This is a genomic window from Nodosilinea sp. AN01ver1, assembly GCF_050565655.1.
Classification (GTDB): domain Bacteria; phylum Cyanobacteriota; class Cyanobacteriia; order Phormidesmidales; family Phormidesmidaceae; genus Nodosilinea.
Map to the genome: position 1 here is coordinate 35,061 of NZ_JBNXVS010000032.1, position 14,478 is coordinate 49,538.

12 protein-coding genes are annotated in these 14,478 nt (G+C 60.9%); 9 read left to right on the forward strand and 3 right to left on the reverse strand.

Annotation, left to right across the window (positions count from 1 at the left end):
• The first annotated feature begins 35 nt into the window (after positions 1 to 35).
• Both xseA and xseB read left to right on the forward strand, forming a co-directional pair.
• Positions 36 to 1,277, forward strand: coding sequence for an exodeoxyribonuclease VII large subunit (gene xseA / locus ACQ4N7_RS20770; RefSeq protein WP_430713402.1), 1,242 nt, complete (start codon positions 36 to 38; stop codon positions 1,275 to 1,277).
• 47 nt (positions 1,278 to 1,324) lie between these two features.
• Positions 1,325 to 1,543, forward strand: a complete 219-nt coding sequence (xseB, locus tag ACQ4N7_RS20775) for an exodeoxyribonuclease VII small subunit (RefSeq protein WP_430713403.1) — start codon at positions 1,325 to 1,327, stop codon at positions 1,541 to 1,543.
• A gap of 69 nt (positions 1,544 to 1,612) precedes the next feature.
• Here the strand turns inward: xseB and ACQ4N7_RS20780 are convergent, their stop codons facing one another.
• Positions 1,613 to 2,317, reverse strand: coding sequence for a TVP38/TMEM64 family protein (locus tag ACQ4N7_RS20780; protein ID WP_430713404.1), 705 nt, complete (start codon positions 2,315 to 2,317; stop codon positions 1,613 to 1,615).
• Positions 2,318 to 2,577: 260 nt separating this feature from the next.
• Between ACQ4N7_RS20780 and ACQ4N7_RS20785 the strand changes: the two genes are divergently transcribed.
• A complete protein-coding gene (locus tag ACQ4N7_RS20785) occupies positions 2,578 to 5,259 on the forward strand; it encodes an MGH1-like glycoside hydrolase domain-containing protein (protein WP_430713405.1) in 2,682 nt (893 codons plus the stop codon).
• 362 nt (positions 5,260 to 5,621) lie between these two features.
• Here the strand turns inward: ACQ4N7_RS20785 and ACQ4N7_RS20790 are convergent, their stop codons facing one another.
• Complete coding sequence (locus tag ACQ4N7_RS20790) at positions 5,622 to 6,023, reverse strand: response regulator (RefSeq protein WP_430713406.1); 402 nt, start codon at positions 6,021 to 6,023, stop codon at positions 5,622 to 5,624.
• Between the two features lie 394 nt (positions 6,024 to 6,417).
• Here ACQ4N7_RS20790 and gyrA point away from each other — a divergent pair, with 394 nt between their 5' ends.
• From gyrA to ilvA, 5 genes are all read left to right on the forward strand, one after another.
• The gene (gene gyrA / locus ACQ4N7_RS20795; RefSeq protein ID WP_430713407.1) at positions 6,418 to 8,946 is read left to right on the forward strand and encodes a DNA gyrase subunit A; all 2,529 of its coding nucleotides are present in this window, start codon (positions 6,418 to 6,420) and stop codon (positions 8,944 to 8,946) included.
• A 155-nt stretch (positions 8,947 to 9,101) separates the two neighbouring features.
• On the forward strand, positions 9,102 to 10,403 hold the full coding sequence (locus tag ACQ4N7_RS20800; protein WP_430713408.1) for an ABC transporter ATP-binding protein: 1,302 nt from the start codon (positions 9,102 to 9,104) through the stop codon (positions 10,401 to 10,403).
• 58 nt (positions 10,404 to 10,461) lie between these two features.
• Positions 10,462 to 10,971: a hypothetical protein gene (locus ACQ4N7_RS20805; RefSeq protein ID WP_430713409.1), complete on the forward strand. Its 510-nt coding sequence runs from the start codon at positions 10,462 to 10,464 to the stop codon at positions 10,969 to 10,971.
• Positions 10,972 to 11,084: 113 nt separating this feature from the next.
• Positions 11,085 to 11,222: a hypothetical protein gene (locus ACQ4N7_RS20810; protein ID WP_430713410.1), complete on the forward strand. Its 138-nt coding sequence runs from the start codon at positions 11,085 to 11,087 to the stop codon at positions 11,220 to 11,222.
• 143 nt (positions 11,223 to 11,365) lie between these two features.
• Positions 11,366 to 12,877: a threonine ammonia-lyase, biosynthetic gene (ilvA, locus tag ACQ4N7_RS20815; protein WP_430713411.1), complete on the forward strand. Its 1,512-nt coding sequence runs from the start codon at positions 11,366 to 11,368 to the stop codon at positions 12,875 to 12,877.
• Here the strand turns inward: ilvA and moaA are convergent.
• Positions 12,874 to 13,860, reverse strand: coding sequence for a GTP 3',8-cyclase MoaA (moaA, locus tag ACQ4N7_RS20820; protein WP_430713412.1), 987 nt, complete (start codon positions 13,858 to 13,860; stop codon positions 12,874 to 12,876). The genes ilvA and moaA overlap by 4 nt on opposite strands.
• Positions 13,861 to 14,056: 196 nt before the next feature.
• On the opposite strand from moaA, the gene ACQ4N7_RS20825 reads away from it, so the two are divergent.
• Positions 14,057 to 14,434, forward strand: coding sequence for a hypothetical protein (locus ACQ4N7_RS20825; protein WP_430713413.1), 378 nt, complete (start codon positions 14,057 to 14,059; stop codon positions 14,432 to 14,434).
• Positions 14,435 to 14,478 lie beyond the last annotated feature (44 nt).

Here is a 14,478-nt window from a genome sequence, read left to right on the forward strand (position 1 = left end):
TGGCCCACACTAGGGGTTAGCTTCCCCGCCTTTCCATGACCTACTTCGATCTCACCTCGGCCACCACTCCCGCCGCCCTCAGCGTTGGCGGCCTCGTCGACTACATCAAAGCGGTGCTGGAGGATGACCCTACCCTGCGCCAGGTGTGGGTGGTGGGCGAAGTCTCTAGCGCTAACAGTCACGCCAAGGGGCTGTTCTTTACCCTCACCGACCCCGACACCGGGGCCGCCATCAATGCTGTGGCCTGGCGCAGTCAGCAGGCGCGGCTCACCACCCTGCCCGCCGTCGGTGAACAGGTGATTGCCCTGGGCACGGTGAAGGTCTACCCCCAGCGCAGCAGCTACCAGCTGACGGTGTGGCAGGTGCTGCCCAGCGGCGACGGGCTCAAGGCCCTGCGCTATCGCCAGCTGCGCCAGCGGCTTGCCGCCGAGGGCCTGTTCGACCCTGAGTTTAAGCGATCGCTGCCCGCCCTGCCCCAGACCATTGCGGTGGTGTCGTCGCCTCAGGCGGCGGCCTGGGGGGATATTCAGCGATCGCTGCGCCACCACCATCCGGGGCTGCAGGTTCTGTTTTCGCCCGCCACGGTGCAGGGCGACAGCGCTCCGGCCTCCATCGTGGCGGCGATCGATCGCGTCGCCGCCGATGGTCGGGCCGAGGTGCTGATTTTGGCGCGGGGCGGCGGGGCCAGCGAAGATTTGGAATGCTTTGACGACGAGCGGGTGGTGCGGGCCGTGGCCAACTGCCCCATTCCCGTAGTGACCGGCATTGGCCACCAGCGCGACGAGTCTCTGGCCGATCTGGCCGCCGATCTGTGTGCCCATACGCCGACCGCTGCTGCGATCGCCGCCGTCCCTGCTCTCACCGATCTGATCGATGCTCACCACCAGCGCGTTGCCCTGCTCAAAACCCTCACCGCTGAGCACCTGCTCGATGCCCAGAGCCACGTTCACCGCCTAAGCCAGCGGTTACTGCGCACCCGACTCGACCAGCGGGTGCAGCAGCAGCAGCTCCACCTCAAGCAGCTCAAGCGTCGCCTGGTGCAGGGAGTCCAGGTAGAACTCAGGCAGGCGAGCGATCGCACCGCCGCCCTGCGCAGCCACCTGATGACCCTCGACCCCGATACCGTAGTGCGACGCGGCTATGCCCTGGTGCGCGACGAAGCCGACCAGCTCGTCACCCAGGCCCAATCCACTACCCCTGGCCAAACCCTCCAGATCCAGCTCGCCCAGGGCCACCTCACCGTCCAGGTCACCCAGGTCCATTCCCCACCCGAATAACCTCCACCCACCCACCCGCCTACCCATCCACCCATCCACCTCCCCCCATGCCCAAAAAAACCACCCCCGCCGAAACCTGGAACTACGAAGCCACCGTCGCCACTGTCGAGGGCATCATCGCTGATCTGGAATCGGGCAGCCTGCCCCTGGCGGCGGTGCTGAGTCAGTTTGAGCAGGCGGTGCAGGCGCTCCAGCAGTGCGAAACCTACCTGCACGAAAAGCAGCAGCAGGTTGATCTGTTAATTGAGACACTGACCGATTCCTGAACTCAGCGCTGGGCGGCGGGCTGCCGGTTCAACTTCCCTAACCCCAAGTATCGCTAACCCGTCAGCAGCTCACTCGATGTGGATAATGTTGCGAAAGCTGAACCAGTTGTAGCGGTGGGCGGCCCAGGGCAACGCCGCCAGTACCAGCACCAGCAGCAGCGCGATCGCCAGTTTCTGCGGCAGGGTGGTGGTGAGCGACTGCCCCGCGTAGCTGAGCAAAAACGTGGAGGGCACCATGCCCACCAGGGTAGCGGCGGCATAGCTCTTGAGCGGGAGCTTGACGATACCGGCGGCGTAGCTCACCGCGTCGAAGGGCAGCACCGGCAGCAGGCGGCTGAAGAAAACGAGCCAGCCCAGGGTGCGATCGCCCCGCTGCGCGACCACAGCAATCGACTTGCCCGTAAGCGCGCGCACCGCCGCACCGCCCAGGGTGCGCCCAATGAAGTAGGCGACTAAGCTGCCCAAAAAGCCGCCGACCACGCTGTAGACCCCGGCCAACGGCATGCCCCAGACCATGCCTGCCGCCACCGCCAGGGGAGCACCGGGGACAGGGCTAACCACCACCGTGATGGCCAAAACAGCGATATACGCGATCGGTCCCCACGGCCCCATTTGCCGAAGCGCGGGCTTGAGGGCTGCCGGGTTGAGCAAGTTGGGGCTGGAGTGGTGCAGTAGCCAGCCGCAGATCAGCAGGCTGGCGATCGCGATCGCCAGGGCCAGGCTATGGGAACGTAGCCAAACGGGCTTCAAGGGCAGAGGAGTTGACGTCAACATCTTTAGCTTGCCGTAGGGATAGGGTTTCGCGATCGCACTACCGCCAGCCTAGGCCGCTGACCTGAGCGCAAACTTTGAGCTACCTGAGAAAACTGTACCGTCGGCATCGCTTGGGCTGATTCTCATGGATGCTCACCTGGAGCACCCGTTATGCTGAGAGAGGTTCAGCGTGCTGGCGTGAACGTCACCCGATTCTCAGCTTTAGGCCACATCCTGAACGAAACGCATCCCTGCCGACGATCTGATTCTTCCGTAGCTCTATGACCCCAGAACACCAGCGCTTACAGGCGGCCCAAAATGCACAGATGCCGTGGAAAAAGTGGGGGCCATACCTGAGCGATCGCCAATGGGGCACCGTGCGCGAAGACTACAGCGACACAGGGTCTGCCTGGGACTATTTTTCCCATCAGCAATCCCACGCGCGGGCGTACCGCTGGGGCGAAGACGGCCTCGGCGGCCTCTGCGACGACGAGCAGCGGCTCTGCTTTGGCCTGGCCCTGTGGAATGGCCGCGACCCGGTGCTCAAAGAGCGCCTGTTTGGCCTCACCGGCAACCAGGGCAACCACGGCGAAGACGTCAAGGAATACTACTTTTACCTCGACAGCACCCCCACCCACAGCTACCTCAAGTTTCTCTACAAGTATCCCCAGGCCGAGTACCCCTACGCCGACCTGGTGGCCGAAAACGGGCGGCGGGGCTACGACCAGCCCGAGTACGAGCTGCTGCATACCGGCGTGTTCGACGAAAACCGCTACTTTGACGTGTTTGTGGAATACGCCAAGGCCGACCCGGAGGATATCGCGATCGCTATTGAGGTCGTCAATCGCGGCCCCGAGTCAGCCACCCTCCACCTGTTGCCGACCCTGTGGTTCCGCAACACCTGGTCCTGGTATGAAGACTGCAAAAAGCCGAGGTTATCCAAGGGCAAACAACCGTTTGCCCCGACAGGGGATGTTGTGGTTGAAGCCACCCATCCCACGCTGGGCAACTACTGGTTCTACTGCGAACCAGCTGAGCTGTATTTCACCGAAAACGAGACTAACAATCAAGCTCTATATGGGGCCAAAAACGCCTCGCCCTACGTCAAAGACGGCATTCACAACGCGGTCATTCACGGCCAGAGGTCGGCGGTAAATCCAGAGCATGTTGGCACCAAGGTGGCCCCTCATTACCGATTTGACCTGGCACCGGGGGAACACCGAACGGTACGCCTGCGGTTGACATCCCAGCCCGATCTAGAGCATCCCCTCGGCCCCGAATTTGACCACATTCTGCACGCTCGACGGCAGGAGGCGGATGACTTCTACGCCGCTCTCACGCCCTTTGAGCTGAGCGACGACCAGCGGCAGATTCAGCGGCAGGCGATCGCGGGCCTGCTCTGGAGTAAGCAGGTCTACCGCTACGAGGTCGATCGCTGGCTGAAAGGCGACCCCACCATGCCGGCCCCCCCGGACGATCGCACCCGCAACACCCACTGGCGGCACGTCGACAGCGGTGACATTATCTCTATGCCCGACACCTGGGAGTACCCCTGGTTTGCCGCCTGGGATCTGGCTTTTCACTGCATTCCGCTGGCGCTGGTCGACCCCGAGTTTGCCAAGCATCAGCTCGACCTGCTGACGCGGGAGTGGTACATGCACCCCAACGGACAGCTGCCCGCCTACGAGTGGGCCTTTGGCGATGTCAACCCGCCTGTGCACGCCTGGGCCACCTGGCGGGTGTACAAGATTGACCAAAAAATGACCGGCAAAGGCGATCGCCCCTTTCTGGAGCGCGTCTTTCAAAAGCTGCTGCTCAACTTTACCTGGTGGGTCAACCGCAAAGACGCCAACGGCAAAAACGTGTTTGAGGGCGGCTTTTTGGGCCTCGACAACATCGGCGTGTTTGACCGTAGCGCCCCCCTGCCCACGGGCGGCACCCTGGAGCAGTCGGACGGCACCAGCTGGATGGCGATGTACTGCCTCAACATGCTGGAAATGGCGCTGGAGCTGGCCCTCGACAACCCGGTCTACGAAGACATGGCCACCAAATTCTTTGAGCACTTCATCTACATCGCCGACGCCATGAACCACATCGGCGACGACCAAACCCGTCTGTGGAGCGAGGAAGACGGCTTTTTCTACGACGTGCTGTACCTGCCCCAGGGCGATCGCATTCAGCTTAAAATTCGCTCGATGGTGGGCTTAATCCCCCTCTGCGCGGTGATGACCCTGGACCCCGACACCCTGGCCAAGCTGCCCAACTTTACCCGGCGAGTGGAGTGGTTTATTCAAAACCGCCCCAACCTGAAACGCAACGTCGCCTGCATGGAAACGAAGGGGCAGGGGGCGCGGCGAATGCTGGCCCTGTGCTACGCCACCCTGGGCCATGTCGAACCGCGCGATCGCCTGCGCCGCCTGCTCGAAAAGCTGCTGGATGAAGCCGAATTTTTGAGCGCCTACGGCATTCGCGCCCTGTCAAAGTACCACGCCGAGCACCCTTACAGCTTTCACGCCGATGGCGAAGACTACCGGGTCGCCTACGAACCCGCCGAGTCGCGCAGCGGCCTGTTTGGCGGCAACTCCAACTGGCGGGGGCCAATCTGGTTTCCGGTCAACTACTTGATCATCGAGGCGCTGCAAAAGTTTCACCACTACCTGGGCGACGACTACCAGGTCGAGTGCCCCACCGGCTCAGGCCAGTGGATGAACCTGTGGCAGGTGGCCAGCGTGCTATCGCAGCGGCTGATGGCCATTTTTGAGCGCGATGGGGCGGGCGATCGCCCCGTCAACGGCGGCACGGCCCTTTTGCAAAACGACCCGCACTGGCGCGACTACGTGCTGTTTTACGAATACTTCCACGGCGACAACGGGGCCGGGCTCGGGGCCAGCCACCAGACCGGCTGGACGGGGCTGGTGGCCAAGCTGATTCAGCAGCAGGCCGAGTATAGCCGCGACTCCTGAGAGAAATACTACGGCCAAGTCGGTGCTCGAACGCGGCGAGTACGGCTCTGACTTTGAGGCTTATACGCAATCCGACATGACAAACCCCGATTCAAAATAGGTACCCCGTAGGGGCATTGCACTGCAATGCCTCTACAAACCGGGGGCGTACAGACAGGATTTGCCCTAAAAATAGCCGTTCCCTTCGACTCCAAATAGCCGGTCCCTTCGACTCCGCTCAGGGAACGGCCTATTTTTATCTTTGGGGGTGCTGCGCCAGCGGCATGGACGATTGGTATAAATCAAGATGCCCCAAGTCTTGTTCCGTAGGTAAGCCTGCGATCGCGGCTTGCGAAAATAGCACAGATAAAGTACAAGTGTACTTATCTAACCCCTTCTATCGTGGCCTTAATCTGGTCTACAAATTCCTGATGGTCGATTACCGGCTTAGAAATATAGCCATCGGCACCGCTCTGGCTCAAGAAATTCTCGCGATCGCCCTCCATGGCGTGGGCCGTGACCAAAATGACCGGCAGGCAGGCCGTAGCCGGGTCGGCCTTCAGCAGCTGAGTAATTTTGATGCCATCCATCGGTTTGCCCTGGTACATGCTGTGGGCCAGCGACACATCCATCAAAACAACGTCGACCTCGCCGCTGCGGGCGATCGTCATGACCTCTTCGACATCTTCGGTATGCTTGACCGCCAAGCCGCCGCGCTTGGTCAAAATTTTAGAAAACACTCGAGCATTGACCAAGTCGTCTTCAACCAGTAAGACGGTTTTCATCTCGTATGTTCACCCCTGTCATCGGAAAAATATGGTAGTAGAACGTAAATTAAGTGGTTGATGCAAGTGGCTGATGCCCTAGGCCGTACTAATCTTCAGGTAGCCTGCGAACACTTGAGGCCCGAATACTTGAGCACAGAGGCTTGAGAACAGCCACTTTAGGGTTTGCAACTCAAGTACAGCAGACTAAACACGCCCAGATGCTTGCCATGCCGGTAGGCTTGCCTATAAGTTACAGCATTGTTAAGGCCAATCCATCAAGGTCAATTAAATTTGACCCATGTTTGAACCATAAATTGAATTTAAACATGTTGTTTTGAGCCATCGCTATGGCTAAACTCAACTACCGCCCGGTCTAAACCGCCGCACTTCGTCTCATCCAGGAACCCCGCCCATGGCCGACCAACTCGACATCCTTGCCTCCGGGCAAATTGTGCCCACCTCACTCCACACCGAGGTGCAGCGGTCGTACCTGGAATACGCCATGAGCGTGATTGTAGGCCGGGCCCTGCCCGACGTGCGCGACGGCCTAAAACCCGTGCACCGCCGCATTCTCTACGCCATGCACGAGCTGGGGCTGACCCCCGATCGCCCCTACCGCAAATGTGCCCGCGTGGTGGGCGACGTGCTGGGTAAGTACCATCCCCACGGCGACCAGGCGGTGTACGACGCCCTGGTGCGGATGGTGCAGACCTTCTCCAGCCGCTACCCGCTGCTGGACGGCCACGGTAACTTTGGCTCGGTGGACAACGACCCCCCCGCCGCCATGCGCTATACCGAAACCCGCCTGTCGCCGGTGAGTAACGAGGCGCTGCTGGGCGACATCAGCGAAGCCCTGGTCGACTTTATCGACAACTTCGACAGCTCTCAGCAGGAGCCGGTGGTGCTGCCGACGCAGCTGCCCAACCTGCTGCTGAACGGGTCTTCGGGCATTGCGGTGGGCATGGCCACCAACATTCCGCCCCACAACATGGGTGAGGTAATCGACGGACTGGTGGCGATGATCGATCGCCCCACCATCACCGACGACGAGCTGTTTCGCCTCATCCCCGGCCCGGACTTTCCGACTGGGGGTGAGATCATTGGCACCGAGGGCATTTTGGAAGCCTACCGCACCGGGCGGGGCAGCATTCCGGTGCGCGGCATCTGCCAGTTTGAGGAAGTGCACCCCGGCAAGGGGCGGCAGCGGCGCAACGCCATCATCGTCACCGAGCTGCCCTACCAGGTGAACAAGGCCGGCTGGATTGAGAAAATTGCCCAGCTGGTGAATGCGGGACGGCTGGAGGGGATCGCCGATATTCGCGATGAGAGCGATCGCGACGGCATGCGGGTGGTGATCGAACTCAAGCGCGACACCCCGGCCCAGCGGGTGCTACAGGATCTCTACCGCACCACCCCCTTGCAGAGCAACTTCGGCGTGATCATGCTGGCCCTCGACGACGGTCAGCCGCGCCAGCTGCCCCTGCGCGATGTGATGCAGGCGTTTCTCGACTTTCGCGAGACCACCCTCACCCGCCACTACCAGCACCAGCTCGAAAAAACCGAGGCCAAGTTGCACATCACTGAGGGGTTACTCGCCGCCCTCAACAACCTCGATGCCATTATCGACATTCTGCGCAATGCCCCCGATGGCACCAGCGCCAAACAAACCTTTCAGCAGCGGTTTGAGCTTAGCGAGCGCCAGTCGGACGCCATTTTGGCCATGCCCCTGCGTAAGCTGACCGGCATGGAGCGCCAGGGTTTAGAAACTGATTTTGCCGAGCTTTCGCAGCGTCGCGACGACCTGACCCGGCTGCTGAGCGATCGCCGCGAGCTGCTCAAGGCGCTGAAAAAAGAGCTTAAAGGGCTGAAGAAAAAGTTCAATGACCCCCGCCGCACCCGCATTCAAACCGAGGCCGAGCGGGCCGAAGAATCGCAGCAGGTTGAAGAGATCATCGCCGAAACCATCGAAGAAGACGTCGTGGTGGAATTTACCCAGAAGGGCTACGTGCGGCGGTTTTCGCAAAAATCCTACCAGCGCCGGCAGGCCCGGCTGGAGGCCGACACCAACCCCAAACTTCACGATCTCGACGACGACCCCATCGTACAGGTTGAACCCGCCCTGACCACCCAGGAGGTGTTGACCCTGACCCGCGATGGCCGCGCTTTCACCGTTGCCGTGGAGGCCATCCCCAGCAACCCGCGCCAGGGCAAGGGCGCGCCGCTGGTGAACCTGCTGCCGGGGTCGGTGCCGCCCGATGCCGATGCGATCGTGGCCCAGTTTGTGATTCGCGAAGACTTGCTGGAGCGTGACCTGATCTTGGTCACCCGCAGGGGCAAAATCAAGCGCGCTCCGCTGCAGGAGTTTACCAACCTCACCGGGCGCGGGCTGACGGCGATGAAAGTCAAAGATGGCGACGAACTGGCCTACGTCACCCTGGCTGAGCTAGGGGATGACCTGGTGCTGGGCACCACGGGCGGGCGACTGCTGCGCTTTCCCATCGACGACGACAATCTGCAGGTAATGGGCCGCGCCGCCCAGGGGCCGCAGGGCATTCGCATGGGCAAGACCGAAACCCTGGCGGGCTGCGTGCGAGTGCAGTCGAGCAAAGACTGCCTGCTGCTGGTGTCGGCGGCGGGCTACGCCAAGCGCCTGCCCATTGAGGGGATGCGGGTGGCCAAGCGCGGCGATATTGGCACCCAGTCGTTCCAGTTCAGCCTCAAGAGCGACAGCCTGGTGGCGCTGCTGCCCGCGACGCCGAAGGAATCGGTGACGCTGTTTACCAGCGCTGATCGCACCGCCGTCATCCCTGTAGATTCGGTGCCGCGTCAGGGACGGACCGGGGAGAGCGATCGCATCGTCAAACCCAACAAAGGCGAAACTGTTACTGAAGTGCGTCGAGTTACTCCACCTGACCAGAGTGCTTCGGCAGAAGAAGAGTAAGATAAATTTTGGATTTTAGAGTGGCGATTTTGGAGTCGCCGACTGTTGCCGACTCGCCGTAGGGTGCATTAGCGCTAGCAATGCACCACTTGCTACTTTATCCCTCAGCATCACTTCAACATCTTCGTCTTGCCCCTCTACCTTCTCACTGCCCTGTGGCCCACGTCGCAATTGAAAACGTCTACAAAACCTTTCCAAAGTCGCGCCTGTCGGACGATGAAGCCGCATTGAGCACCGACAGCGACCCCAACGCGGTGGCGGTGCTCAAGCGCATCAACCTCGCCATTGACGACGGCGAATTTATGGTGCTGGTTGGCCCCTCGGGCTGCGGCAAAAGCACTCTGCTGCGGCTGATTTCGGGCCTGGAGGAGATTACCGGCGGCAGCATTTGGGTGGGCGATCGCAAGGTGAATGACCTGCCCCCCAAGCAGCGCGACACCGCTATGGTGTTTCAGAGCTACGCCCTCTACCCCCACCTGAGCGTCTACGACAACCTGGCCTTTGGCCTGCGCCGCATGGGGGCCGACCTGAGCCAATCTTTGCCAGAGCTGGGAGAAAAGCCTACCCCCCTCAGCGATTTGCCTGCCAACCAGGAGCTAGAGCGCCTGCTGAGCGAAAGCCGCTGGTGGGAAAAGCCGCTGGTCTCAGTGACCCGCCGCCTGCCCCCCAGCCTGCGCTACGTCTCTGAGGCCGAGCGGTTGATCGACGAGCGGGTGCGGGCGGTGGCCAAAATGCTGCAAATTGACGGGTTCTTGAGCCGCTATCCCCGCCAGCTTTCGGGTGGGCAGAAGCAGCGGGTGGCCCTGGGGCGGGCGATGGCCCGCAATCCCCAGGTGTTTTTGATGGATGAGCCGCTCTCCAACCTGGATGCCAAACTGCGGATGGAAACCCGCGCCCAGATTGTCAATTTGCAGCGGCAGCTGGGCATTACCACCATCTACGTCACCCATGACCAGGTGGAGGCGATGACTATGGGCCACCGGATCGCGGTAATGCACCAGGGCCAGATTCAGCAGGTGGCCACGCCGCTGGAGCTGTACAATCGCCCGGCCAATCGGTTTGTGGCGGGCTTTATTGGCTCGCCGCCGATGAATTTCATTCCGGTGCAGGTGCAGGCTCCGTTTTTGCTGGTGCACCCCGAGTTTCGCCTGTCGCTGCCCAGCAGTTGGGATGAGCGCCTGCTACCCTACGACGGTCGCGAGGCGCACCTTGGTGTTCGCCCCGAGCACCTGAGTCTGGCCCTGCCCGCGCCCAAAAATATTCGCGGCCACATCACCCACCTGGAGGCTCTGGGCAGCGAGACCTACCTGACGGTGCAGACCGAGGCGCTGACGCTGCTGGCCAAGGTTGCTCCCGACGAGGCGGTGCGCATTGGCGACGAGGTCTGGCTGGCGATCGCTCCTGAGAAAGTCCATCTGTTTGATCCTGAAAGCGAAGTCTCTTTTTGGTGCAGCTAGCCGTTTAGACTCGCAAAAACCTGCACCCGCAACCATCCACGCCCACTAGCGAAACACCTTGCGTAACCCCCGTTTTGGTAAAATCCAGCTGCTCTCAGGGCTGACGCTGATCGGCGCTATGGTTGTGGCTTTTTTAATGGTGCAGGCTCCCTGGGCGCACCCGCTTCGCGCCGTGGCGCTGCTGGCCCTGCCCGGTGCACAGGCTGCCCTGACGGCCCACAATGCCCTTAAACAAAGCCGTGTAGCCCGGTTTAATGGGGTGGTTGTGAACGCCGAGCTGCTAGGGGCTGTGCTGCTGGGGGTCGCTGCCGCGATCGCGCTGCTGGGGGCCAGATCGCTGCCGGTACTCTACAGCAGCTGGGTTGTGGCGGCGATCGCCACCCTGCTTCTCGTCATTACTGCCGCCCTTGAGCTGGTTCAGGCCATGCGCCGCAGACAAAATCAGCGCCCGGTGTTGGTCAAGCTGCTGCTGCAAAGTCTGGCGCTAATGTTTTACAGCATTCTGCTGCTGTGGATGGGGCTGCTGTTTTTGTTGGCGCTGACGGGCGAGTCGTACATGGGGAATTGACACCAGCCTGAATTAGACGACAAGTAAAGTAGCGAAAGAAAGGCTGAGGGGTACCCTCAACGTGTTGACATTCAAGCACCTGAGCTACGTCTTGAAGACTAGCGCGCCTCGACTTGACCCAAATCTTTTGCGATGTTGACGACTTTGTCAACCTGGTTTCCGGTCTGGTCGCCTACGCCTACCACTCCAATGGGCCGTCGCTGGGCATCCCAGACTACGCGCGTCAAGCTCTGCCACAAGCCGCTTTCTAGCTATCGAACTCAGGTTACAACAGACCTCTGCCCAACCATGGACAGCCGAGACGGCGATTGTGCGATGCTGAATCCGTGACGCTGAGAACTGTTGAGGGCATCACCGCTCTAAAATATGGGTTTATCCTTTCGTCTCTCCTGCAATGCCTACCGACTACCTCGAACGCATTCTCACCGCCCGAGTTTACGATGTAGCGCAGGAAACGCCCCTGGAGATAGCCCCCAGTCTGTCGGCGCGGCTGCAAAATCGGCTGCTGCTGAAGCGAGAAGATGTGCAGTCGGTGTTTTCATTTAAGCTGCGGGGAGCCTACAACAAAATGGCCCACCTGTCGCCCGAGCAGCTGGCGGCGGGCGTGATTGCCTCCTCGGCGGGCAACCACGCCCAGGGGGTAGCGCTGGGGGCCAGGCAGCTGGGCACCCGCGCCATTATCGTGATGCCCACCACAACGCCCGTGATGAAGGTGAATGCGGTGAAGGCGCGCGGCGGCGAGGTGGTGCTATTTGGCGAAACCTACGACGATGCCTACGCCCACGCCCGCCAGCTGGCCGAGGAGAAAGGCCTGACCTTTGTGCACCCCTTCGACGACCCGGACGTGATCGCGGGCCAGGGCACCATCGGCATGGAGATCTTGCGGCAGCACCCTCAGCCGATTCACGCCATCTTTGTGGCGATCGGCGGCGGCGGGCTGATCTCGGGCATTGCGGCCTACGTCAAGCGGCTGCGGCCTGAGATCAAAATTATTGGGGTGGAGCCGATCGAGGCCGATGCGATGGCGCGATCGCTCAAGGCCGGGGAGCGAGTGCGGCTGAGCACCGTGGGCCTGTTTGCCGATGGCGTGGCGGTGCGTCAGGTGGGGGAAGAAACCTTTCGCCTCTGTCAGCAGTACGTGGACGACATCATTCTGGTCAGCACCGACGACATCTGCGCCGCCATTAAGGATGTCTTTGAGGATACGCGATCGATTTTGGAACCCGCCGGGGCGCTGGCGATCGCAGGCGCAAAAGCCTACGTCGAGCGCGGTAGTATTGTGGATCAAACCCTGGTGGCCGTAGCCTGCGGGGCCAACATGAACTTCGATCGCCTCCGCTTTGTGGCCGAGCGGGCCGAAATTGGCGAACACCGCGAGGCCATCTTTGCCGTCACCATCCCGGAGACGCCGGGCAGCCTCAAAGCCTTTTGCGAATGCCTGGGCACCCGCAACCTGACCGAGTTCAACTACCGCATCGCCGACAACCACGAGGCCCATATTTTTGTGGGGCTAGAGGTGCAGGGGCGCGCCGATGCCGAGCAGATGGCCCGGCTGTTCGAGTCCAAAGGCTTGAAAACGCTCGATCTAACAGATGACGAGCTGTCGAAAATGCACCTGCGCCACATGGTGGGCGGTAAGTCGCCCCTGGCCCACGACGAGCTGCTCTACCGCTTCGAGTTCCCCGAGCGCCCCGGCGCGCTGATGAAGTTCGTCAGCGCCATGAGCCCCGACTGGAACATCAGCCTGTTCCACTACCGCAACAACGGCTCCGACTACGGCCGCATCGTCACGGGCATTCAGGTGCCGCCCGATGAAATGCCTCAGTGGCAAGCCTTTCTAGACAATCTCGGCTACCAGTACTGGGACGAAAACCAAAACCCTGCCTACAAGCTGTTTTTGGGCTAACCGCCGATCTGCGACATAGTGCGCCCATAGGCTCCGGTGGTGCCCGACTCGCGCATTTTGTAGTTGATGTCAGGCTTAGCCGCCAGCAATACCGCCACCTGGCGCTTCAGTTCGGCAGTGTGAACACCCTGGCGCAGGGCGGTTTTGAGATCGATTTGGCCGGTTTCGTTGAGCAGGCAGGGGCGCAGCCAGCCGTCCGCCGACAGGCGCATGCGGTTGCAGCGATCGCAGAAGCACTCCGACATCTGGCTGATAAACCCCACCGTACCCTGGGCTCCGGGAATTTGGAAGACATCCGCCGGGCCGTTGCCCAGCACCGCGCCCTCGCTCAGGCCCCAGCGCTGCCGAATGCGATCGCGCAGTGTTTCTGAATCGACCCAGCCCTTTTCGGCAAACAGGCTGTCGTTGCCGATCGGCATGAACTCGATAAAGCGCACGTGCCACTGGCGATCGAGGGTGAGCGCCGCCAGGTCCAGCACCTCGTGGTCGTTGACGCCGGGAATCACCACCACGTTGAGCTTCAGCGGCGAGAACCCGACCCGGTGCGCCGCCTGAATACCCTCCCACACCTGGGGCCAGCGCGACCTGCCCCGCCCGCCGACGATGCGATCGAAAATCACCGGGTCCAGCGAATCCAGGCTGATATTGATGCGCCGCAGCCCGGCATCCCACAAATCCTGGGCCAGGCCGCTGAGCAAAAAAGCATTGGTCGTCAGCGCTAAATCCGTTGTTCCCGGCAGTTCGGCAATGTCGCGCACGATATCCACAATGCCGGGCCGCACTAGCGGTTCGCCCCCGGTCAGCCGAAAGTTCGAGAACCCCAGCGGCATAAACACCTCCTGCAACAGCTGCCGCAGCTCAGCGCGGGTCAGCCATTCCCCCTGGGGCAGGTACTGCAAATCGGCCCCCTCGGGCATGCAGTACTGGCACTGAAAATTGCAGCGATCGACGAGGCTAATTCGTAGATAGTCAATGGTTGGCATAGGGGATGGGTTGGGGAGAATCATTAACCGCAGGTCGCCTTCCTCCGATTATGGCATCCTCACCAAAACCCAAGGGTCGATTGGTTGAGCCCCACCCGTTCTGATCATCCTAAGCTAGGGCTTGAGTTAGGGTTTGCCGATAAAGCTTACCTCTGCTCCCCGAGAAAAAATAAGCAAAAAAACGAGGAAAAAACTGATGACTAGAACCCTTTTTAAGGGCATGCTGCTCGGCGCGATATTTGGGGCCGTGGTCGGTGGTCTGGTTTGCCTCAGCTTGTTGAGGGGGCTAAATCAGCCTGCCTACGTTGATTTGGCTGGCTTTGTCTCAGTCGATAGCGCCAGCCACCCCGACAGCCAAATGAACAGCCGCCTCTTTTTAGCCGCCGCATCGCTAGAAGGTCCGCTCTATATCAGGGCCAAGGCTAAGGCGATCGATATCAACGAGCTTTACGGGCAGATTGAGCAAACTGTGCGACTGCGAGGTGAGTTGATGCGCTCTACGCTGAGCACAGGTGAGTCTGTGCTTGAGCTAGAGGTCATAGACGTGCTACCCCACCTCGGTGACTGCCAGTAAACCTATCCTTGCAAATTCTATCCCTGCAAATTAACCGATTTCAG

What these genes read in the sequence shown, in the direction of transcription:
- xseA (WP_430713402.1), top strand. Translation starts at nt 36, where the DNA reads ATGACCTACTTCGATCTCACCTCGGCCACCACTCCCGCCGCCCTCAGC.
- xseB (WP_430713403.1), top strand. Translation starts at nt 1,325, where the DNA reads ATGCCCAAAAAAACCACCCCCGCCGAAACCTGGAACTACGAAGCCACC.
- ACQ4N7_RS20780 (WP_430713404.1), bottom strand. Translation starts at nt 2,317, where the DNA reads ATGTTGACGTCAACTCCTCTGCCCTTGAAGCCCGTTTGGCTACGTTCC.
- ACQ4N7_RS20785 (WP_430713405.1), top strand. Translation starts at nt 2,578, where the DNA reads ATGACCCCAGAACACCAGCGCTTACAGGCGGCCCAAAATGCACAGATG.
- ACQ4N7_RS20790 (WP_430713406.1), bottom strand. Translation starts at nt 6,023, where the DNA reads ATGAAAACCGTCTTACTGGTTGAAGACGACTTGGTCAATGCTCGAGTG.
- gyrA (WP_430713407.1), top strand. Translation starts at nt 6,418, where the DNA reads ATGGCCGACCAACTCGACATCCTTGCCTCCGGGCAAATTGTGCCCACC.
- ilvA (WP_430713411.1), top strand. Translation starts at nt 11,366, where the DNA reads ATGCCTACCGACTACCTCGAACGCATTCTCACCGCCCGAGTTTACGAT.
- moaA (WP_430713412.1), bottom strand. Translation starts at nt 13,860, where the DNA reads ATGCCAACCATTGACTATCTACGAATTAGCCTCGTCGATCGCTGCAAT.
- ACQ4N7_RS20825 (WP_430713413.1), top strand. Translation starts at nt 14,057, where the DNA reads ATGACTAGAACCCTTTTTAAGGGCATGCTGCTCGGCGCGATATTTGGG.